12 protein-coding genes are annotated in these 21,627 nt (G+C 74.5%); 6 read left to right on the plus strand and 6 right to left on the minus strand.

Annotated elements, in window-relative coordinates; genetic code table 11:
- Positions 1-4: 4 nt before the first annotated feature.
- The 3 genes from IE332_RS29105 (at position 5) to IE332_RS29115 (ending at position 2,543) form a co-directional block, all read left to right on the plus strand.
- Positions 5-1,300 (plus strand): MFS transporter, encoded by a 1,296-nt coding sequence (locus IE332_RS29105; protein WP_189922094.1) that lies wholly within the window; start codon positions 5-7, stop codon positions 1,298-1,300.
- Between the two features lie 67 nt (positions 1,301-1,367).
- Positions 1,368-2,180, plus strand: coding sequence for a dimethylargininase (gene ddaH, locus IE332_RS29110; protein ID WP_189922096.1), 813 nt, complete (start codon positions 1,368-1,370; stop codon positions 2,178-2,180).
- Positions 2,181-2,303: 123 nt separating this feature from the next.
- The gene (locus IE332_RS29115) at positions 2,304-2,543 is read left to right on the plus strand and encodes a hypothetical protein (RefSeq protein ID WP_189922098.1); all 240 of its coding nucleotides are present in this window, start codon (positions 2,304-2,306) and stop codon (positions 2,541-2,543) included.
- A 119-nt stretch (positions 2,544-2,662) separates the two neighbouring features.
- Here the strand turns inward: IE332_RS29115 and IE332_RS29120 are convergent, their stop codons facing one another.
- Positions 2,663-5,800 carry an AfsR/SARP family transcriptional regulator gene (locus IE332_RS29120; RefSeq protein ID WP_229929006.1) on the minus strand — a complete coding sequence of 1,046 codons (3,138 nt, stop codon included), beginning with the start codon at positions 5,798-5,800 and terminating at the stop codon, positions 2,663-2,665.
- A gap of 265 nt (positions 5,801-6,065) precedes the next feature.
- On the opposite strand from IE332_RS29120, the gene IE332_RS29125 reads away from it, so the two are divergent.
- The 3 genes from IE332_RS29125 (at position 6,066) to IE332_RS29135 (ending at position 9,020) form a co-directional block, all read left to right on the plus strand.
- Positions 6,066-7,136, plus strand: a complete 1,071-nt coding sequence (locus tag IE332_RS29125; protein ID WP_189922100.1) for a hypothetical protein — start codon at positions 6,066-6,068, stop codon at positions 7,134-7,136.
- Between the two features lie 175 nt (positions 7,137-7,311).
- Positions 7,312-7,866 (plus strand): hypothetical protein, encoded by a 555-nt coding sequence (locus tag IE332_RS29130; protein WP_189922102.1) that lies wholly within the window; start codon positions 7,312-7,314, stop codon positions 7,864-7,866.
- Positions 7,867-8,012: 146 nt separating this feature from the next.
- Positions 8,013-9,020, plus strand: coding sequence for a chitinase (locus tag IE332_RS29135; protein ID WP_189922104.1), 1,008 nt, complete (start codon positions 8,013-8,015; stop codon positions 9,018-9,020).
- A gap of 102 nt (positions 9,021-9,122) precedes the next feature.
- Here IE332_RS29135 and IE332_RS29140 read toward each other — a convergent pair whose 3' ends face one another.
- The 5 genes from IE332_RS29140 to IE332_RS29160 are packed head-to-tail and all read right to left on the minus strand — an operon-like array spanning position 9,123 to position 20,888.
- Positions 9,123-9,818: a formyltransferase family protein gene (locus IE332_RS29140; RefSeq protein ID WP_189922106.1), complete on the minus strand. Its 696-nt coding sequence runs from the start codon at positions 9,816-9,818 to the stop codon at positions 9,123-9,125.
- Positions 9,815-11,083 (minus strand): cytochrome P450, encoded by a 1,269-nt coding sequence (locus tag IE332_RS29145; protein ID WP_189922109.1) that lies wholly within the window; start codon positions 11,081-11,083, stop codon positions 9,815-9,817. Before IE332_RS29145 ends, IE332_RS29140 begins: the two co-directional genes overlap by 4 nt.
- Positions 11,084-11,124: 41 nt before the next feature.
- Positions 11,125-12,936 (minus strand): beta-ketoacyl synthase N-terminal-like domain-containing protein, encoded by a 1,812-nt coding sequence (locus IE332_RS29150; protein WP_189922111.1) that lies wholly within the window; start codon positions 12,934-12,936, stop codon positions 11,125-11,127.
- Positions 12,937-12,990: 54 nt separating this feature from the next.
- A complete protein-coding gene (locus IE332_RS29155; RefSeq protein ID WP_189922113.1) occupies positions 12,991-14,862 on the minus strand; it encodes a non-ribosomal peptide synthetase in 1,872 nt (623 codons plus the stop codon).
- The gene (locus IE332_RS29160; protein WP_189922115.1) at positions 14,859-20,888 is read right to left on the minus strand and encodes a type I polyketide synthase; all 6,030 of its coding nucleotides are present in this window, start codon (positions 20,886-20,888) and stop codon (positions 14,859-14,861) included. Before IE332_RS29160 ends, IE332_RS29155 begins: the two co-directional genes overlap by 4 nt.
- Positions 20,889-21,627 lie beyond the last annotated feature (739 nt).

The following is a 21,627-nucleotide window of genomic DNA, read 5'->3' on the forward strand; positions in this document are numbered from 1 at the left end:
CGCGATGACCACCACCGTCCCGATCGAATCCCCGGCGCCGCCGGAGCGGCCGCGCGGCCGCTGGGGCCTGTGGGCCCAGGGGGACTTCCGCCGGCTCTGGCTCGGCGAGACCACCAGCACCCTCGGCACGGCGGTCGGCAGCGTGGCGCTGTCCCTGGTGGCCGTCGTCACCCTGGGCGCCGGCCCGCTCGCGGTCGGCGTGGTCAACGCCGCCGCCTGGCTGCCCTGGCTGTTCCTCGGCCTGCCGGCCGGCGCCTGGGTGGACCGCTGGCCCCGGCTGCGGGTGATGCTGGTCTGCGACCTGCTGCTGCTGGCGTTCTTCGGCAGCGTCCCGGTGGCCGGCTGGCTGGGGGTGCTCTCCCTCGCCCAGCTGGTCGTGGTGGCCCTGCTGACCGGCGCGGTGAAGGTGTTCTTCTCCACCGCGTACGGCGCGGTGCTGCCCACCCTGGTGGCCAAGGCCGACCTGCTGGAGGCCAACGTCAAACTGCGCTCCGGGGCCTCGGCGGCGGACATCGCCGGCCCGGGCGTGGCCGGTCTGCTCTCCCAGGCCTTCGGCGCCGCCAGCGGGATGCTCGTCGACTCGCTCACCTACCTGGTGTCGGCGGTCTGCCTGCGGCGGATCAGGACCGAGGAGCACCCCCCGCCGGTGTCCGAGCGGCGCGGCATCCAGCGCGAGATCGGCGAGGGCGTCCGCTTCCTGCTGCGCGACCCGTACCTGCGCACCTTCGCCTGCTTCGCCGCGATCGGCAACCTCGGGCTGAACGGCATCCAGGCGGTGCAGACCGTCTTCCTGGTGCGCACCGTGGGGATCGAACCCGGCGCGGTGGGCGGGGTGTTCGCCCTGGTGAGCGTCGGCGGCCTGGCCGGGGCGATGCTGGCCGGGCGGATCGCCCGCCGGCTGGGCACCGCCCGCGCCCTGCTGGTCTGCGAGCTGGTGGTCGCCCCCTTCATCCTGCTGCTGCCGCTGGCGGGCGAACGGCTGCCGCTCCTGGTCTCCGCGCTCGCCTGGGCCGTCGCGGTCTGCGGCGTGGTGGCGGGCAACGTGCTGGCCGGCAGCTTCTCCCAGGCCTACTGCCCGCCGGAGCTGATCGGCCGGATCCGGGCCAGCTCCGCGACCGTCAACTACAGCGCGATCCCGGTGGGCGCCCTGCTCGGCGGCTGGCTCGGCGAGGTGATCGGCGCCCGCGCCACCATCTGGCTGATGGCGGGCGTGCTGCTCTCGGCCGGCCTGCTGCTGCTGGCCAGCCCGCTGCGCGGCCTGCGCGACTTCCCCACCCGGCCGTCCACCCCGGCCGCCTGACCCCGTCCTTGTGCACGTCCGCTTCCCGCACCGCCGCTTCCCGCACCGCCCCGACTTGGAGGACCCGATGACTCGCACCGCCCGTCCGCGCCGCTACCTGATGTGCCGTCCGGACCACTTCGACGTCACCTACGCGATCAACCCCTGGATGGACCCGGCCAAGCCGGTCGACACCGACCTGGCCGTCGCCCAGTGGGAGCGGCTGTACGCCCTGTACGCCGAACTCGGCCACCAGGTCGAGCTGATCGAGCCGCTGCCCGGCCTGCCCGACATGGTCTACGCGGCCAACGGCGCCACCGTGGTGGACGGCCGGGTGCTCGGGGCGCGCTTCCGCAACGCCGAGCGGGCCGCCGAGGGCCCCGCCTACCTGGAGTGGTTCCGCGACCGGGGCTTCGCGACGCACGACCCGGAGTTCGTCAACGAGGGCGAGGGGGACCTGCTGCTGACCGCGAGCTTCGTGCTGGCCGGCCGGGGCTTCCGCAGCGTGGCCGAAGGGCACGCCGAGGCGCAGGAGTTCTTCGGCCGCCCGGTGGTCGGGCTGGAGCTGGTCGACCCGCGCTTCTACCACCTGGACACCGCGCTGTCGGTGCTCGACGGCGACGAGATCATGTACTACCCGGAGGCCTTCTCGCCCGGCAGCCGGACGGTGCTGCGCCGGCTCTTCCCGGACGCCCTGCTGGTGGACGAGGCGGACGCCGAGGTGTTCGGGCTCAACGCGGTGAGCGACGGCCTGCACGTGGTGCTGCCGGAGGCGGCCGTGGGCCTGGCGGCGCGGCTGCGGGAGCGCGGGTTCCGGCCGATCGGGATGGACCTGAGCGAGCTGCTCAAGGGCGGGGGCAGCGTCAAGTGCTGCACCCTGGAGATCCGCGGGGCGGCCTGATCACCGCCCGGTGATCAGCGGTGCTCCGCCGTAGATCGGCCGTTGACCGGCCCCCGCAAGACTGGTGCCACACCACGAAGGACACCTTCCCTCCACAGGGAAGCCACCGAAGGAGCACCAGAGATGACGCAGCGTCCGGCCACCGCCTCCGCCCGCCTCCGGCTGTTCACCGTCGGCCTCGGGGTGGTCGTCGCCCTGGGCGCCGGCCTCTCCGTCACGGCCGCGGTGGCGGGGACGGCCGGCGGCGGGACGGCGACTGTGGTGGTCGGCGACGCGACGCCGACGCCCACCCCCGTCACCCCCGCCCCGACCGCCACCACCGGGCACGGCAGCTCCGGTGACTGGAACAGCACCGGCTCCTGAGCGGCCGGGCTGTCGCAGGATCGATTCCTCCCGGCCGGTGATCAGGCCGTGAACCCCGTCGGTCAGCCGTAGTCAGCTCTGTAGCCAGCAGTAGGGCCGCAGTGCGAGGCCGGAGCGCGTCAGCGCCGACCGGTCACCGGCACCCCGGCCGCCTCCCGGCCCGCCGACCGCCCGTCCCGCGCCGACGGGACGCCGTCCCGCCCCCGGGCCAGCAGCCCCGCCACCTCCTGGGCGTCCGGCAGCCCCAGCCGGACGAAGATCGCGTGAGCCTCCCGCCACCGGTCCCACGCCTCGGCCTCGCGCCCGAGGTCCGCCAGCGTCCGGCCCAGCACCACCAGCGCCTGCGCGTGGTCCCGCTCCGCCCCCAGCTCCTCGCACAGGGCCAGCGCCTGGCCGGCGTGCTCCAGCGCCTCCTCGGTCCGGCCCAGCGACCGCAGACTGTCCGCCAGCCGGTAGCGGGCGTGCGCGGCCCGGGCCTGCAGACCGGCCGCCGTGGCCACCGCGAGGCACTCGCCGAACCAGGTCACCGCCTCCTCGTGCCGCTCCAGCCCGTGCAGCGCCAGCCCCAGCACGTACAGGGTGTACGCCCGGCCGGGATCGTCGTTGCGGGTGCGCAGGTCGGCCAGCGCCGCGTGGCAGATCGCCACCGCCTCGGCGGCCCGGCCGCTGCGGACCCGGGCCAGCGCGGCGTTCACCGTCGTCACCAGCTCCCCCGAGCGGTGGCCGAGCCGGCGGGCCAGCAGCAGGGCCTCGTCGTACAGCTCGACGGCCTCGTCGTAGCGGCTGAGGAACTGGCAGACCAGGCCGAGGTCGTTGAGCGCCTGGCGCAGGATCACCGTGTCGCCGGCCGACCGGGAGGCGGCCACGGCCAGGCGGGCGGCCGCCTCGGCCTCCTCCAGCCGGGTGGCGGCCAGCGCGACGTTGCCGCGCAGGAAGTGCGCGCGACCGGCTGCCCGGTGGTCGGCGCGGTGGGTGGCCGCGGCCGCCAGGGACTCCGCCGTGGCGGCGAGTTGGCGACCGGGCGGGGCGAGGGTGAAGGGGGTGAGCGCGATCAGCAGGTCGATCGCGGCGCGCAGCGGGTCCGGCGGGGCGTCCTGGCCGTCCGGAGACGCGGGGGAGTCGCCCGCGGCGGCTGCGGCTGCGGCTGCGGGGGCCTCGGCCATCGTCCAGGCGGCGACCTGGGCGGCCAGCGCGATCGCCCCGGTGGACTCCGCCTCGGCCCAGGCCCGGGCGCCGTCCGCGCCGGTCAGCTCCACCCCGGCGCTGCGGGCGGGCCCGAGCGCACCGGCCGCCGGATCCCCGGGGACGGCGTGCTGGAAGGCCGTGCACGCGGTGGCGAGGAGGTGGTCCAGCAGCCGGTCGCGGGCCTCGACGGCCGCGCCGGGGCCGTCGGGCCGTCGCCGGGCGAAGGCGCGCAGCAGGTCGTGGTAGCGGTAGCGGCCGGGGAAGGGCGACTCCATCATCGCCACGTCCACCAGGGCCTCCAGCAGGTCCTCGGCGTCGTACTCGTCCAGGTCCAGCAGGGCGGCCGCGGCGGCCAGGCCGATGTCCGGGCCGTCCACCGAGGCGGCCAGCCGGAAGGCCCGGGCCTGGGCGGGCGTCAGCTGGCGGTAGCTGAGTTCGAAGGCCGCCTCCACCGCCAGGTCGCCGATCCGCAGCTCGTCGATCCGCCGCCGTTCGACCGCGAGCCGGCGGCCCAGCGTCTGCACCGTCCAGCTGGGCCGGGCGGCCAGCCGGGCGGCCACGATCCGCACCGCGAGCGGCAGGTGGCCGCAGACCTGCAGCAGGTCCCGGGCGGCCTCGGCCTCGGCGGCCAGCCGTTCGGCGCCGATGGTGCGGCCGAGGAGTTCGAGCGCCTCCCCGGGTTCGAAGACGTCCAGGTCGGTGTGGACGGTCGCGGGCAGGCCGGACAGCCGGGTACGGCTGGTGGTGAGCACGGCGCAGCCGGTCGCGCCCGGCAGCAGGGGCCGGATCTGTGCGGTGTCGTGCACGTTGTCGAGGAGCAGCAGCAGCCGCCGGCCGTCCACCACCGAGCGGAACAGCGCCGAGCGGGCGTCCAGTCCGTCGGGCACAGCGTCGGCCGGCACCCCGAGCGCCAGCAGGAAGCCGCTGAGCACGGCCTCCGGGTCGGCCGGGGTGGGGTCGGCGCCCCGCAGGTCGACGTAGAGCTGCCCGTCGGGGTAGGTCTCGCGGACGCGGTGGGCGACGTGCAGGGCCAGCGCGGTCTTGCCGACCCCGCCCATCCCGACCACGGTGGCGATCACCAGCGCCTGCTGCCCCGAGCTGCCCAGGGCCTCGCCGAGCCGTTCGACCAGGACCGTACGGCCGGTGAAGTCGGCTGCGTCCGGCGGGAGTTGGGCCGGTCTCGGGGCCAGCGCGACCGCGGGCTCGACCGGCGGCTCCGGCAGCGCGGGCACGGCCGCGGCCGGCTCCGCCGGGCCGGCCGGGGCGGCGGCGGGCGCCGCGACCACCGCCGGGGCGGCGGGCACCGGGGCGGCCAGCGCCGGGTCGCCCTCCAGGATCCGCCGGTGCAGCTGGTCCAGCTCGGCGCCGGGCTCCACCCCCAGCTCGGCCAGGAACAGCTGACGCACGCTCCGGTAGACCGCCAGCGCGTCCGCCTGCCGGCCGGCCTGGTACAGCGCGCGCATCAGCAGCCCGTACGCCCGCTCGTGCAGCGGGTGCTCGGTGGTCAGCGAGGTCAGCTCCGGGATGCACCGGGAGAACCGGCCCAACGCCAGGTCCAGGGCGATCCGCTCCTCCAGCAGGGTCAGCCGCAGCTCCTCCAGCCGCTGCCGCTGACGCTGCGCGAACGGCCCCGGGATGCCGGCCAGCGGCTCGCCCTGCCACAGGTCCAGCGCCTGGTTCAGCAGGTCCCGCGCCTGCTGGGGCTGCCCGGCGGCCGCCGTGCGCTCGGCCTGGGCCGCCAGCTCCTCGGCCTGCGCCGCGTCCACGGCGTGCTTGGGCAGCACCAGCCGGTAGCCGTCCCCGACGGAGGTCAGCACGGTCGGCGCGTCCGGCTCCTCCCCGTGCAGGATCTTGCGCCACCGCCAGGCGTACGTCCGCACCGTCGTCATCGCGGTGCCCGGCGGCTCCTCGCCCCACAGGGCGTCGATCAGGTCCGTGGCACTCGCACCGTGCCCCGGACGTAGCAGCAGCACCGCCAGCATGGCCTGCTGCTGCGGACTTCCGACCTTCAGTACGGCGGTGCCGCGTTGTGCCCGCATCAGTCCCAGCACCGAGAACCGGAAATCACCCATTAGTACCGCACCTGCCCGCATTCGTGTGCTCGCCCCCGCCCGCGCACGTGCTTCCCCCCGATTGATGAGCCCCTATCAACCCACGCCACCCCTCCGGCTGTCGAGAGATCGTCGAGCCGGTGGTGATCGGGTGTTGATCGGCCGTCACCACAATCATGGGTGTGGCTCCCCTGCCGTCGGCCCGGCACCAACCGCCGGGCCCGCCACACCCTCGGTCGCCGGACCGCACCCCGGCGGCCACCACAGCTCTCGGAGGCGGACGCCCGTGAACACCGACCTGCTCCACCGGTTGCTCGACCTCGGCCCGGACGCCGGACCGGTCGAACTGCTCCAACGCGCCCGCGGCCTCCGCGACCTGCCCTACCTGGTGCTCGCCGCGCTCGCCCGGGAGGACGTCCGGATGGGCGAGCACGCCCGGGCCGAACTGCGGCGCGCCCGGGACCGCTCCGACTGCTACGCCCGCCTCGCCGGCGAGCTCGCCGACGCCACCGGCGTCCGCCCGATCCGCGACCTCCCGCTGGCCGGCTACTACCCGGCCGACCTGCCCCGGCCGCTGGGCGAACTCACCCTCGTCAGCCCCACCGAGGCCGCGCTCTGGCAGGCCGTCAACCGGCTGGTCACCGACCACCCGGTGGAGTCCGTCGAGGTCGCCCTGCTCGGCGACCGCCCCCGGCACACCACCGTCACCCTGCGCTGGCCGGCCGAGGACCCGCTGCTCGACCCCTGGTACCAGGTGCGGCTCGGCACCGCCGCGCTCACCGGCGATCCGGAGACCGTCCCGGTCCGCCCCTACCTGGCCGCCGACGACCACGTCGAGTGCCTGATCGCCCTCGCCGAGGAGGGCCTCGGCCGCCCCTTCCACCCCGGCGACGTGCTCGACGTGTCCCAACTGGCCGGGCAGCCCTTCGAACCCGTCGAGACCGCCGCCGTGGTCGCCGCCTACCGGCTCGCCCCGGAGACCGTCGCCCTGCTCGACCTCGCCGCCGCGCACGTGCCGCTCGGCCCGCTGGCGGGCGTGCGCACCGTACTGGAGGCCGAGGTCGGCCCCGAGCTGCGGCGCCGCACCACCACCCGCCCGCTCCGGCCGCGCCACGGCACCCTGCTGCGCCGCACCGTCACCCGGCACGAGTGGGACGAGGCCGTCCTGCTCCCGTCCGGCGCCGCCACCCTGCTGCTCACCCCGGTGGCCGACTACCTGCTCGGCCCGGCGGGCGCCCGGCCCACCGTCTCCGAGCGGGCCGCCGCCCACGCCGCCCTGCGGGCCTGGGACGCGCTGGCGCCCGGCGTCGCGGCCCCGGCCTCCTGCACCGGCCTGTCGGAGCCGCGCCACCGGTGACCGCCGCCGCCGGTGAACCGTCGGAACCCGGTGAGGGGGGCCGCGCTGAACGGATGCCGTGCGCCCCGGGGTTCAGTTCCGGACCGGGGCGGGTCGAACCCCGGTGGGCGCGCCGTCCGTGCTACCGACTGAGGCCGGCGGCAGCCGGCACGAGGACGGACGCGGGAGGACGACGATGGCCTGGTACCAGGGGCGGAGCCGGATCACGGTGACGGCGGTCGAGGGGCAGTGGCCGCAGCGGGCGGTGGTCACGGTCCGGGGCGGCGCGCGGATGGAGCTGCCGGGGGAGGTCGGCGCGGTGCGGGTCGTCGAGGGGGAGAGCTGGCAGCTCGACCTGGAGCACCGCCACCAGGGCGAGTGGTGCCCGAACATCCGTGCGGTGCAGGGGCGTTGGCAGGAGATCGGGGGCGTCTCCACCCAGGTCGTGCACAGCCGCAACCGCGACCAGGCCGGTGACCGGCAGGACCGCAACCTGGTGCTGCGGATCGAGCGGCTCGCGCCGGCCGGTACGGACGTCCCGGCGGTGACCGCCGCCGCCCGCCGGACCACCGTCGCGCGGCACTCGCCGGGGGCCCCGGCCGGGCAGGCCGCGCCGCGCACCTCGGCCGGACCGGCGAACGGCCCGGCGAACGGCCCGGCCGTCCCGGGCGTACGGACCTCCGGCTCGGGCGGTGCGGAGCAGTACGGGGCCCGGCCGACCACCTCGACCGGCAGCTCCTGGAACGGCTGACCGGGCCCGGGCCCGGTGCGGGATGGCACCGTTGGGAAACTTTCCTAACCAAAGTCATTGACCCCCGGGCCCCGGTGCCCCGATTCTGTGAGACACCTCCCTGACCTGCCGTCACCGCTCCACTGGATCGACGAAAGTGAGTTGGCATGCGCAAGACCATCGGAGTCCGTCTCACCGCCCCGCTGCTCGCCGCCGCCCTCGGGCCGGCCGCCCTCCTGCTGGCCCCCGTGACCTCCGCGGCCGCCACCCCCGCCGCCGTCGCGGCCGTGCCCGGCATGGCCGCCGCGCCGTACGAGTACCTCGGCTGGGGCAGCCCGCAGAAGCCGACCGATGTGATGAAGGCAACCGGGGTCAAGTGGTTCACCCTGGCCTTCGTGCTCTCCGACGGCGGGTGCACCCCGAAGTGGGACGGCACCCGGGCGCTCACCGGGGGCTCCGACCAGGCCGCCGTCGACTCGATCCGGGCGGCCGGCGGTGACGTGGTGATCTCGGTCGGCGGCTGGAGCGGCAACAAGCTCGGCGAGAAGTGCTCCAGTGCGAGCGCCCTGGCCGGCGCCTACCAGAAGGTGATCGACGCCTACCGGCTGAAGGCGCTCGACATCGACATCGAGGACACCGAGTTCGGCAACGCGACGGTCCGTCAGCGGGTGGTCGACGCGCTGAAGATCGTCAAGACCAAGAACCCCGGCATCGTCACCTACGTCACCCTGGGCACCACGCCCAGCGGCCCGGACGCCAACGGCAAGGACCTGATCAAGCGGGGCGCGGCCGCCGGCCTGGCCAACGACGGCTGGGTGATCATGCCCTTCGACTTCGGCGGCCACAGCGGCAGCATGGGCCAGGCGACGGTCAGCGCGCTGGAGGGGCTGAAGGCCGCGGTCAAGAGCGCGTACGGCTACGGCGACGACGCGGCGTACCGGCACATCGGCGTCTCCTCGATGAACGGGAAGACCGACGAGGCGGGGGAGACCGTCAGCACCGGCGACTTCCGCACCATCCTCGGGTACGCCCAGCAGCACCACCTCGCCCGCTTCGCCTTCTGGGCCGTCAACCGGGACCGCGCCTGCGGCTCCGGCACGGACGCCGACGCCTGCAGCGGCGTCGCGCAGTCCCCGTACGAGTTCACCAAGATCGTGGCCCAGTACCGGGGCTGAGCCCGCCGGGACGGGCTTCCCCGGCCCGAACGCCGAGGCCCCGCACAACGGGTGTGCGGGGCCTCGGCGTTCAGTCGACGGCGTCCGGACGACCGGCGGGGATCACCGCTCGTGGAGCGCCCGCGGGTCGCCGTCGACCGGGGTGGTCCCGGGCAGGGCGATGAGTTCGGGCTTGAACAGCGGCGGTGCGCTCATCGACGGCTCCCAGGTCGCCAGCCGCTCGTCCTGGGGTACCTCGATCCGGCGGTCCGCGGCGAGGTCGGTGACCACCTTCAGCAGCAGCCGCACGCCGAGCGGCGCCAGGTGGTCCCGCCACAGGCTCTGCGCGGTCGAGCCCGGGGGCACGATCAGGTGCTCCTGGGCGGCGAGCGGGCCGGCGTCGGTGCGCTCGGTGAGGTGGTAGACGCTTCCGCCGGTCACCTTGTCGCCGTCGCGGACGGTCCACCGGATCGCGTCCCGGCCGCGGTGCAGGGGCAGCAGGCTGGGGTGGTAGCCGATGGTGGCGACGGCGGCCCGGGCGCGGGTCTGGCGGCCCAGGAAGGCGTGGGAGTGCGCGGCGACGATGACGTCCACCCCGTCGGGGACGTGCCGCGCGCGCAGTTCGGCCGAGTCCGTCCACGGGATGTCCCGGGGGTACGCCCAGGCGCGCAGGCGGTCCCAGGACATCGCGTCGCCCTCGTCGGTGCGCCCCTTGCGCAGCCGGGGAGCGGCCGCGCCGACGATCTTGTGACCTTCGTCCAGCAGGGCTTCGGCGACCTGCACCGCGAACGCCCCCTGTCCCGACAGGTAGATGTTCATCCGCGATCGGCCTCCTTCGGACCGCAGGGGTCGGGTTCGAACCGCAGCGGCATGGTGGCGAACCCGGTCAGGAAGTTGGACCGGATCCGTCGTGCCGGGCCGGTCCGCTCGAAGCCGGTGGTGAAGTCCCGCAGGGCCTTGAGCAGTTCGGCGATCTCCACCTTGGCCAGGTACGAGCCGACGCAGAAGTGCGGGCCGTAGCCGAAGGCCAGGTGCTTGTTGGGGGTGCGGCCGAGGTCGAACTCCCCGGGCCGGGCGAAGACCCGCTCGTCCCGGTTGCCGGAGGCGTGCCACAGGGTGACGACCTCGCCCGGCCGCAGCCGTACGCCGTGCAGTTCGGTCTCCCGGACGACGCTGCGCCCGAAGTGCATCGTGGGCGAGGCCCAGCGCAGGACCTCGTCGACGGCGGTGTCGACCGCGACCTCGCCGTGCTTGAGCCGCCGCCACTGCTCGGGCCGGTCGGCGAGGGTGCGGACGCAGTCGATCATCGTCAGCCGGCTGGTCTCGTCGCCGCCGATGATCAGGCTGTAGCAGTTGAGCACGATGTCCTCGTCGGACAGCGGCACGCCGTCGACGGAACTGTCGATCAGCAGGCTGATCACATCCTCGCCGGGGGACTCGCGCCGCTCCTCGACGACGTCCATGAAGTACATCAGGATCTCGTTGCGGGCCATCTCGGAGTCGAGCTCGGAGTCGACGTCGGAGCCGGCCCCGTCGACCCCGTCGCCGTCCTCGTGGTCGGCCGACAGCGCCGCCTTGGTCAGCCCGAGCAGGAGGTCCCGGTCCCGCTCGGGCAGTCCGAGCAGCTTGGAGATGGTGGTCATCGGGATCCGGCCGGCGATCCGGTCCGCGAAGTCGCAGCCGCCGGACTCGACGGCCTCGCGGATCCACTGCCGGGTGTTGGCCCGCACCGCCCGCGCGGTCTCGTCGAGCACGCGCGGGGAGAGCACCCGCTGGAGGATCTTGCGCAGCTCGTGGTGGCGGGGCCCGTCGGTGACGGCCAGCATCCGGCCGGCCCCGGCGTCGCCACCGCCGAGCAGCGTGACGAGCACATTGCCGCGCTCGGAGGTGAAGTGGGTGTCGTCGCGGTAGGTGGTCATGATGTCCTCGTGGCGGGAGACCACCCAGAACCCCCGGCGGCCGCCCGCCGGAGGGTTCCAGTGCAGCGGGGCGGTGTCCCGCAGGGTGCGCCAGTAGCCGTCGAGGTCGAGGCCCTGGTCGGCGAAGGTGGCCTGGTCGCCCAGGTCCACGGCGCCCGGGTCCACGGTGTCCGCGTCCGCAGTACTTGCGGTCGGCCTGTGCACGGTCACCAGTCCGTGCGCCAGAACCGGCGCGGCCGGAACGGGTAGGTGGGCAGCGGCACGCGGTGGCTGGCCTCCCCCCGGTGCAGGGCGTCGAAGTCCACCTGCCCGCCGGTCACCCAGGCGGCGGCCAGGTCGGACAGCGCCCGGGCGTCCGTGCCGTCCGGCACGATCCCGCGCTCACCGCGCGAGAAGGCGCCGGGGTCCGTGTGCGGGGCGGCGGCGGTCGAGGTGGCGGCCGGCGCGCCCGGGCCGCCGGCGAGGTCCTCGGACAGCGCCGCGATCAGCTCGGCGCGGCTGCGGACCACGGCCGCCCACCGGCGCGGCAGCACCTTGCGGCCGAGGTTGAGGCTGTAGCAGACGTCGTCCAGCCGGAGCTCCGGGTCGGCCTCCAGCCGCTCCTTGAGCCGGGCGCGCTGACGGGCCAACGCCTCGTCGTCCAGGGCGGAGAGGGTGGCCAGGCGCGGCCTGCCCGTCTCCTCGGGGGCGCGCCGGGCGGGCGTCGGCGGCTCCTCCAGCACCAGGTGGGCGTTGTAGCCGCCGCCGCCGATCGAGGTGATGCCCGCGCGGCGGACGCCGGCCTCCGGCTCCCAGTCCGCCCCTTCGAGCTGCGGCACGAAGGGGGTGGCGGGGAAGTCGAGGTCCGGGTTGACCTCGGTCAGGTTGATCGTCGCCGGGAGCTTCCGGTGGTACAGGGCCAGCGCGGCCTTGATCGCGCCGAAGCCGCCGGACACCACCCCGCCGTGGCCCACGTTGCCCTTGACCCCGCCGATCGAGGTGGTCGCGGTCTGCTTGCCGAAGGCCATGCTGGCCGCGTGCACCTCCAGTTCGTCGGTCATCGGCAGGCCGAGGCCGTTGGCCTCGTACATGGACACGGTGTCGGGTGCGACGCCGCCCACCTCCATGGCGGCGGCGATGCACGCGCTCAGCCGCTCGGGCTGGGCCAGGCCGTACGCCACCGCGCTGACCCCGTTGTTGTTGACGGCCGAGCCCTTGACCACGGCGTAGACGTGGTCGCGGTCGGCGACGGCCCGGTCGAGCGGCTTCAGCAGCACGGTGACGACGCCGCTGGACAGCGCGGTGCCGGTGCCGTTGGCGTCGAACGGGCGGCAGTGGCCGTCCTTCGACAGGACGCGGTTCTCCTCCCACAGGTGGCCGCGGGGGTGCGGCAGGCGGACCATCGCGCCGCCGGCGACCGCCAGGTCGGTCTGGCCGAGCAGGAGCGACTGGCAGGCCAGGTGCACCGCGTAGTGGAAGCCCGCGCAGACGGCGGCGACGGTGACGGCCTCGCCGGTCAGCCCCAGGTAGTACAGGGCGTTGGAGGTCATGGTGTCCGGCGACCACGCCAGACTGGCCTCGATCGCCTCGGGGCCGACCGACACCCGGTCCGGCGGGGAGCTGTAGAGCGCGGCGGTCTGCGGGTTGTTGGCGCCGTACATCCCGACCTCGGCCTTCAGCCGGTCCGGGTCGTAGCCGCCGTCCTCCATGGCCTCCCAGGCGCTCTCCAGGAACAGCCGGTTCTCCGGGGTCATCGCGGCGGCCATCCGGTCGCTGATGCCGAACACCGCCGGGTCGAACCTGTCGTAGGTGTCGAGCAGGCCGCAGGCCCGGACGTAGAACGGGCTGTGGATCAGGGTCTCGTCGACGTGGATGTCGTCCTTGGCCAGGAACGACACGGACTCCCTGCCGTGGACGAGGTTGTCCCAGAACTCCTCCTTGGTACGGGCCCCGGGTGCCCGCAGGGACATGCCGATGACGGCCACGTCGCCCGGGTCGTAGTCCTGCGGGGCGTGGTCCTGTGCTGGTCGGTCGGTCATGGGGAGGCTCCTGTTCGGTGATCGGGTGGGGTGACGGGGACGAGTGCCGAGGGCTCAGCGGCCGGTGCCGGTACCGGTGGTGCCGCGGCCGCGCAGCGCGGCCCGACGGGCCCCGGCCCGCTCGCGGGCCGACCGGACCACCTCGGGGGCGGCGCCGCTCTCGTCGTCGAGCCAGCCGGCGAGGGAGGAGATGTCGCGGAAGCTGAACAGGTCGGGCACCCGGACGCGCCGGTCGAAGCGCCGGGTCATCAGCCGGGCCAGGCGGACGAGCAGCAGCGAGTCGCCGCCGAGGTCGTAGAAGGCGGACCGCACGTCGATGCCCGACGGTTCGAGGTCGAGCAGCTGGCCCCAGATCTCCGCCAGGGCCACCTCGGTCGGCGTGCCGGCGGCCGTCCGGGGCCCGCCGGCGTCGGCGGCCGGCGGCTCGGGCAGCGCGGCGCGGTCGAGCTTCCCGCCCGGCCCCAGCGGGAGGGCGGGCAGCAGGACGAGCGTCGCGGGCACCATGTACTCGGGCAGTTCGGCGGCGAGCCGGCCGGTGACGGCGCTGCGCAGCGCAGCCTCCGCCCGGGAGCCGTCCGGCGTCGTGCCGTCCGGTGCCGGGCCGTCCGGCGAGGCGGCGTCGGCCGTCGGCACCACGTACCCGACGAGCCGGTTGCCGCGCACGGCGGCGGCGGCCTCCCGGACCCCGGGGCAGCCGGTCAGCCGGGCCTCGACCTCCTCCAGCTCGATCCGGTAGCCGCGCAGCTTGACCTGGTGGTCGGTGCGGCCGAGGAACCGGAGTTCGCCGTCCTCGGTGAACCGGACGAGGTCCCCGGTGCGGTACATCCGCTCGCCGGCGCGGAACGGGTCAGGCACGAACCGTTCCGCCGTGGTGGCCGGCCGGTTGACGTAGCCGTGGGCGAGGCCGGCGCCGCCGAGGTAGAGCTCACCGGGCTCACCGGCCGGGAGCGGGCGCAGCTCCCCGTCCAGCACGTAGACCCGGTCTCCGGCCGTCGGCGGGCCGATCGTCGGCTCGTCCGTGCCGCCCTCGGGCACCAGCCCGAAGGAGCAGAACACCGTCCCCTCGGTGGGGCCGTAGGCGTTGAACACCCGTTCCGCGCCGGTTTCCCGGTAGACCCGGTCCGCCAGCTTGCGGTGCAGGGCCTCGCCGCCGAACACGACGCTGCGCACGTTCGGGGGCAGGGCCCCGGCGTCCAGCAGGCTGTTCATGACCGACGGGACGACGTTCAGGTGGGTGATCCGGTCGGCGTGGCGGCTCTCCGCCAGGTGCAGGGCGCTCTCGACGAGCACGACGGCGCCGCCGCGGCACAGCGCGTTGAAGAGCTCCATCACCGACATGTCGAAGCAGATCGAGCTGGCCGCCGAGACCCCGCTCAGGTCGCAGCCCGCGAGGGCCCGGTCCAGGTCGGCGAGCATCGCCACGCAGGCGCCGTGCCGGACGGCGACGCCCTTGGGACGCCCGGTGGAGCCCGAGGTGTAGATGACGTACGCGGTGTCCTCGGGCACGACCGCCACCGGCTTCGCGCCGGGCTCGGTGGTCACGGCCTCGCCGAGCACGACGACGGTCGGCCCGGGCGGGCAGGCGGCCCGGGACGCGGGCGTGGTGAGCAGCAGCCAGGTGCCGCTGTCCCGGACCATGAAGGCCAGCCGGTCGGCGGGGTAGTCCGGGTCCAGCGGCAGGTAGCAGGACCCGGCGCGCAGGGCCGCCAGGACGGCGACCAGCAGGTCGGGGGTGCGCTCGACGCAGATGCCGACCGGGACGCCCGGTCCCGCGCCGTCGGCGACCAGCCGCTCGGCCAGCACCCGGGACCGCTCGTCCAGTTCGCCGTAGGTCAGGACGCCGGCCTCGGAGTGCACGGCGGTCGCGTCGGGGTTCTTGGCCGCGTGCTCGACGAACGCGGAGTGCAGGGTTTCGGTCACGGTCACTGGTCCGTCTCCTGGGGGAGGCCGGACGGCGCGATGGCGCCGAGGGCCAGGTCGGGTCGGGCGATCGAGTCGAAGAGGACGGTGCGGAACAGCGCGAGCAGCGCCGTCACGGTCCGCCGCTCCAGGTAGCTCGGCTTGAACTGGACGTGGCCGGCCACCCGGCCGTCGATGTCGGCCATCGAGATCTCCAGGTCGAACTTGGCGAGGTGCCTGCGGACCTGGAGCGGTTCGAGCGGCAGCGCGCCGTCCGGCGCGATCGTGTCGCCGACGCCGTGGAAGAGCTTGACGGAGCGGGGGAAGGCGTCCGAGGACAGCCAGTTCACCACCACGTCGAACCACGGGGAGCGGCCCTCGGCCCTCGGCGGCTTCAGCTGCGAGGCCAGCAGGTCGAGCGGGTAGTTCATGTGCTCCAGGAGGCCGAGCGAGAAGGCGTGGACCTCGCGCAGCAGCTCGCGGAAGCCGCGGTCACCGGTGGGGTTCGCCCGCACCAGCACCGTGTTGAGGTAGTAGCCGACGGCGGACTCCCAACCGGGTTCGGCCCGTTGGGCGATGGCGGTGGCCAGGACCGAATCCTCGGTCCCGGCCGCGCGGTTGAGCGTGGCGAAGAACCCGGCCAGGACGACGGTGCTGGTCGACACGCCCTCGCGGACCGCGAACTCCCGCAGCAGGCGCGTCTCTTCGGCGCTCCAGCGGAACGCCAGGTCGCGGCCCTCGTAGGTGACGCCCGGCGGCCGCTCCTTGGCGGACAGGTCCAGGTGGGCGGGCGGGTCGGCCAGCTTCCGCGACCACCAGTCCAGCGCCGCCTCGGCCGCCGGCCCCGCGAGCCACTGCCGCTCCCAGGCGACGAACTCCGTGTACGGGGCGGCCGGCCCGCGGCCGGCGGGGACGGACCCCTCGTAGTGCTCCTGGAGTTCGCGGATCATGACGTCCGCCGAGGCGGCGTCCGAGGCGATGTGGTGGACCAGCACCAGCAGGTAGTGGTCGGCCGGACCGCGGGTCAGCAGGACGATCCGCACCAGCGGCCCGTCGTCCAGGTCGAGCGGACGGTGCCCGTGCCGGGCCAGTTCCTCGCGGGCCTGCTCCTCGTCCAGTCCGGCGCCGTCCACCACGAGGAACTCGTACACCGGCTCGTCCAGGACGACCTGGTACGGCCGCCCGCCCGCCTCCACGAAGAGGGTGCGCAGCGCGGGGTGCCGGGCCAGCACGGCCCGGACGGCGCGCTCCAGCGCCTGCTCGTCGACGGCCTTCCGGATCCGGGCGGCCACCATGAAGTTGTACGGGACGGCGTCCGGCGCGACCATCTGCATGAACCAGAGCGAGGCCTGGCCGTGCGAGGCCGGCGCGAGGGTGAGGCCGAGGTCGTCGGCGCGCAGCCGCTCCGGGGCCGGGGCGTCGGAGGGCTCCAGGAGTCCGCGGGCTTCCAGCTCCTCCACGAGCTCCTCGGCGTCGAGTTCGGAGAGTTCGGCGAGGCTGTCGAGGCCGTCGAGGAGGGGCCGGTCCGGCTCGGGCATCGGGGCGGGGGCCGGAGTCGGCGCCTGTGGGGCCGGTGCCGGTGCTTGAGCGGCCGGTGCCGGTCCGCCGGTGAGCCCGACGACGTGGCCGACGACCTCGGAGATGGACCGGCCGTCCAGGAACACCACCGGCGACACCCGGTGCCCGAACAGCGCCTGCAGGCGGTTGACGAGGCGGATCGCCAGCATCGAGTCCAGGCCGAAGTCGAGCAGGCTGGCGTTCGGGTCGAACCTGCTCACCGGTACGCCCAGCGCGTCGGCGAGTTCGGCGAGGACGACGTCCGCCACCGGCCGGTCCTCGACCGGCTGTGCCACGGTCTGTGCCACGGCCCGTGCCACGGGCGCGGCGTCGACCGTCGGAGCCGCGGTCGGCGCGGGTGCCCGGCCGGGTTCGGTGTCGATCCAGTAGCGGTCCTTCTGCCACTGGACGAGCGGTGTCTCCACGACCTCGGCGTCGTCGGTGAACAGCGGGTCGAAGGTCAGCGGGACGCCCCTGACGTACAGCGAGGCGGCGGCCCTCAGCAGGCAGCGGAGGTCGCTCTCCGAGCGCCGCAGGGAGTTGACCGCGTGCACCTCGGTGCCGCGGCTCAGGGCGATCTCCTCGACCGCGCCGCGCAGGGTCTCGTGCGGGCCGATCTCGATGAAGGTGTCGACGCCGCGGTCGACCAGCGCGCCGATCGTCTCCGCGAACCGGACCTGGTTGCGCAGGTTGTGCACCCAGTACTCGACGTCGGTGACCGGGTTCACCGTGTCGGCCAGGGCGGTGGAGTGGAAGTCGAGGCCGGGCGCCAGCGGGGTGATGCCGTCGACGCGCTCGCGCAGCGGCTGGAGCAGCGGGTCCATGCCGGGGCTGTGCACCGGCCGTTCGACCCGGATCCGCCGGGTCGGGACGCCGTCCCGCCGGAGGTCGGCCTCCAGGGCGTCGACGGCTTCGGGCGAGCCGGAGACCGCCGCGCTGGTGGGGCTGTTGACCACGGCGACGGCCGCGTGCGCGGCGTACGGGGCGAGCCGCGGCAGCAGCTCCGCCTCCGGCAGGTCCACCGAGATCATGGCGCCCGCGGCGGCCTCGCGTTCCAGCAGGTGCGAGCGGGCGACCACGACCCGGGCTGCGTCCTCCAGCGACAGCGTGCCGGCGACGCAGGCGGCGGCGACCTCGCCCAGGCTGTGCCCGACGACGGCGGCCGGCCGGATGCCGAGCTCCAGCCAGACCTTGGCCAGCGAGACCTGGAGGGCGAACAGCACCGGCTGCTGGACGTCCATCTCCTCGTACCGGGCCTCCTCGGTCGGCGCGGCGAGCTGGTCGAGCACCGAGCAGCCGCCGGCCGCGCGCACGGCCTCGTCGCAGGCGGTCATCCAGGTGCGGAAGCCGGCGTGCGAGCTCAGCAGTTCGCGGCCCATGCCGACCCACTGGGTGCCGCCGCCGGAGAACACCAGGGCCACCCGGCGGTCGGTGCTGCCGGAGAGCGTGCCGGTGACCACGTCGGGGTGCGGCTGCCCGGCGGCGACCCGGGCGAGTCCGTCCAGCACGTCCTGGCGGTTGCGGGCGAGCAGCGCGATCCGGTGGTGGTGGTGGGTGCGACGGGTGGCGAGGGTGTAGGCGAGGTCGGAGACCCGCAGGCCCGGGTCGCGTTCGAGGTGGTTGGAGAGTTCGCGGCAGGTGTCGGTGAGCGCGTCCGCGGTGCGGGCCGTGACGGGGACGAGCTGGACCGGCTCGTCGGCCGCCACCTCGCCGCGGCTCGGGGCGACGTGCCGGCCGCGGTCGCCGGCCAGGAACGGGTGGGCCGCGACGGGGTGCCCGGCGGCGTACAGGGCGCCGAGCGAGCCGAGCAGGGTCGCGGCCTCGTCGGCGCCGCGGCGCAGCGAGGGCAGGGTGGCGGCGGTGAGGATCTCGGACGCCGACTTGAGCAGCAGGGGGTGCGGGCTGAGCTCGATCACCGCGTCGACGTCGTGGTCGCGCAGGGTGGTGAGCGCGTCGACCACCCGGATCTCCCGGCGCAGGTTGTCCGCCCAGTAGTCCGGTCCGAGTTCGGCGCCGTCGACGAGCGCGCCGGTGACCGTCGAGATCATCGGGACGCGGGTGGTCCGGGGTGCGATGCCGTCGAGTTCGAGCTTCAGCGGGGCGAGGACGTGGTCGACCAGCGGGGAGTGCGGGGCGTGGCCCATCCGCACCCGGTGGCTGGTGACGCCCGCCTCGGTGAGCCGGTGGACGAGGTCGTCGATCTCCTGCGGAGTGCCGGTGACCAGGGTGGAGTTCAGGCCGTTGTGGCCGGAGACGGTGAGCCCGCCGGTCAGGTGCGGCTCGACCCCGGCCGCGGGGGTCATCACCACGATGCCCTCGCCGCGCCCCACGGCGAGTTGCTGGAGCAGCCTCCCGTGGTGGGCGGCCAGCCGGGAGGCGTCGGCGAAGTCGAGCGCGCCCGCGATGTGGGCGGCGGCGAACTCGCCCACGCTCTGCCCGACGACGACGTCCGGCTCCACCCCCAGTGAGCGCCAGGCGTCGGCCAGCGCGACCTGGAGGGAGAACAGCAGCGGCTGGAAGACGTCCATGTCGTCGAGGCGGCCGTCGGGGGAGAGCAGCTGGTCGACCGGGGAGAAGCCGAGCAGTTCGCGCATCCGCCGGTCGGAGCGCAGCAGGGACCGGCGGAACACCGGCAGGCCGGCGAGCAGCTGCCGCCCCATGCCCGCCCACTGCGAGCCGTTGCCCGAGAACAGGAACGCCACCCGCGGCCGGCGGCCGGTCTTCTCCCCGACGCTCAGCCCGGCGGCCGCCGTACCGCTGCCGAAGGCGTCGAGCTGGGCCCTGAGTTCGGCCATGTCGCGGGCGGTGGCCGCGAGGCGGAACGTTTCATCGCCGGGGCTACGGCCGCAGAGCGCGCGCAGGTCGGTCTCGTTCCGCAGCGCCAGCGCCCGCTCCGCCAGCTCCTCCCGGGAGTCCGCGGCCAGCAGCAGGAGCGAACTCTCCGGGCGCGGCAGTTCCTCGACCGCGACGTGGCAGATCGCGCCGCCGAACCCGAAGGAGCTCACCCCGCCCCGGCGGGCGTCCGAGTGCCGCGGCCACGGCGTCAGCCGGTCCTGGACGGTGAGGCCGTACTCGTCGAACAGGATCTGCGGGTTCGGCGCGCTGTAGTGCAGGCTCGGCGGCAGCACGCCGTTGCGCACCGACATCGCCAGCTTGACCAGGCCGACGATGCCGGCCGCCGCCTCCAGGTGCCCGACGTTGGACTTCACCGAGCCGAGCCGCAGCGGCTCCGCCCGGTCGCCGCCCAGCACCGCGCCGATCGCGTTGGCCTCGATCGGGTCGCCGAGCGGCGTCGCGGACCCGTGGCACTCGACGTAGTCCACCAGGTGCGGGGCGATGCCCGCCCGCCGGTACGCGGTGCGGAGCATCTTCTCCTGCGCCTGCGGGTTCGGCGCCGTCATCCCGTTGCTCAAACCGTCGTTGTTGGAGGAACTGCCCTTGATCAGGCAGTACACCGGCAGATCGCGCTCCAGCGCCACGCTCAGCGGCGCGAGCACCACCACGCCGGCGCCCTCGCCGCGGACGTAGCCGTTCGCCCGGGCGTCGAAGGACTTGCAGCGGCCGTCCGGGGCGAGCGCGCCCATCTGCTCCATGGCGGTGTAGTAGTCGGAGACGAAGCTCAGGTTCACGCCACCGGCCAGCACCAACTCGCTCTCGCCCAGCCAGATCGACTGGCACCCCACGTGCACCGAGACCAGCGAACCTGCACACGCCGCGTCGATGGCCATGCTCGGGCCCTGCAGACCCAGGACGTAGGAGACCCGGTTGGCGATGATGCCGTCGTGCATGCCGGTGGCGGTGTGCGGGGTGATCCCGCTGTCCGGCCCGCGGTAGTGCGCCAGCGCGGCGTAGTCACCCCAACAGGAGGCCATGAACACGCCGGTGTCGCTGCCGACCAGACTGTGCGGCGCGACCCCCGCGTCCTCCAGCGCCTCCCAGGCCAGCTCCAGGATCAGCCGCTGCTGCGGATCCATCTGGACGGCCTCCCGGGGCGAGATGCCGAAGAACAGCGGATCGAACCGGTCGATGCCGTCGATGAACCCGCCCCAGCGCACCCGGTCGTTCAGCAGCGCTCTTCGCCCGGCCGGCACCGGCCCGACGGCGTCGCCGCCCTCGACCAGCAGCCGCCAGAACGAGGACGGGTCCGGCCCGCCGGGGAAGCGGCAGCCGATGCCCACGATCGCGACGGGCTCGCGCGCGGACGCCCGGCGCTCCAGGCCCGGATCGGGCTCCTCGGCCCCCGGGCCGTCGACCAGCGCACGGGCCAGCCCGTCGACGGTCGGGTACTGCCACATCCAGGTGGCCGGGACCTGCCGCCCGAGTAACTCGGACAGCGAGGCCGCGAGGGCCACCGCCTTCGCCGAGTCCAGCCCGTACCGGTGCATCGGGGCCCAGCGGTCCAGGGTGTTCGCGGGAATGCCCAACAGTTCGGTGGCGCGCGAAAGCAGGAAATCCGTGACGGTGGGCAGGTCTCGCGCTGCGCGTTCTCGAGGCATGGCGACTCCCTCAGCGGGGCGGATGGAATGGAGGGTGAAAGGAATGGAGGGCGACGGGAACGACGGGGCGTTCGAGGGCCCGAGGCGGCAGCCGCACGGTTCAGCGCCGTTCCGCGGTGCCCGGGTGGCGTCCGGAGGGTGCCCGGCGTGAATCGGGCCTCCGGTGACGCGCACGGTCGTCGGGAATCGGACCGTCGTCGTGAATCGGACGGTCGGACTCGGGTCGGGGAATTCCGTCGGGGGGCGAGCCGCCGTCAAGTCGTCCTGACTCAGGGGAAAATCTCCCCGTGCGTGCGTCGATCACGGGATCACGCGTCGCGTGGAATCCTCACCTGCGCGGCCACTGCCGGCGAAAGCCGAGGTCCATGGGGTCAAGAGTGACGATGATGTGGATTGGTGGGGGACCGGATCGCGTACTGACCCGACCGGCGGGCATCAGCGTGCCACCGGGGGAATGGCGAAACAAGGGTAATTCGAGCAGTGGTCCGGGCAGTGGCGGAATCCGATCTCCCCGGTGTCCGATTCGATCTCCTCAGGAGCGGTAAACGCGCAGTAATTTGGATGTCCTGGCCGAAATCAGGCACCCGGCCCCACGGCCGTCCCCGCAATCCGTCCACGAGATGAACTCCGTTTCCACCGGCCCCCCCTTGTGCCGCTCACTGCGACGAGCCGGAGGAATCGACCGGAGCCGAACCACCCGGCGCCATATCCGGAACGGCGGGGTAGACAGCGGATGAGT

The sequence above is a fragment of the Kitasatospora xanthocidica genome (assembly GCF_014656195.1).
GTDB lineage: Bacteria > Actinomycetota > Actinomycetes > Streptomycetales > Streptomycetaceae > Kitasatospora > Kitasatospora xanthocidica.

Excerpts from the sequence above, each read along its gene's own strand:
- IE332_RS29135 (WP_189922104.1), top strand. The coding sequence starts at position 8,013 with ATGCGCAAGACCATCGGAGTCCGTCTCACCGCCCCGCTGCTCGCCGCC.
- IE332_RS29105 (WP_189922094.1), top strand. The coding sequence starts at position 5 with ATGACCACCACCGTCCCGATCGAATCCCCGGCGCCGCCGGAGCGGCCG.
- IE332_RS29120 (WP_229929006.1), bottom strand. The coding sequence starts at position 5,800 with ATGGGTGATTTCCGGTTCTCGGTGCTGGGACTGATGCGGGCACAACGC.
- IE332_RS29160 (WP_189922115.1), bottom strand. The coding sequence starts at position 20,888 with ATGCCTCGAGAACGCGCAGCGCGAGACCTGCCCACCGTCACGGATTTC.
- IE332_RS29115 (WP_189922098.1), top strand. The coding sequence starts at position 2,304 with ATGACGCAGCGTCCGGCCACCGCCTCCGCCCGCCTCCGGCTGTTCACC.
- ddaH (WP_189922096.1), top strand. The coding sequence starts at position 1,368 with ATGACTCGCACCGCCCGTCCGCGCCGCTACCTGATGTGCCGTCCGGAC.
- IE332_RS29130 (WP_189922102.1), top strand. The coding sequence starts at position 7,312 with ATGGCCTGGTACCAGGGGCGGAGCCGGATCACGGTGACGGCGGTCGAG.
- IE332_RS29150 (WP_189922111.1), bottom strand. The coding sequence starts at position 12,936 with ATGACCGACCGACCAGCACAGGACCACGCCCCGCAGGACTACGACCCG.
- IE332_RS29140 (WP_189922106.1), bottom strand. The coding sequence starts at position 9,818 with ATGAACATCTACCTGTCGGGACAGGGGGCGTTCGCGGTGCAGGTCGCC.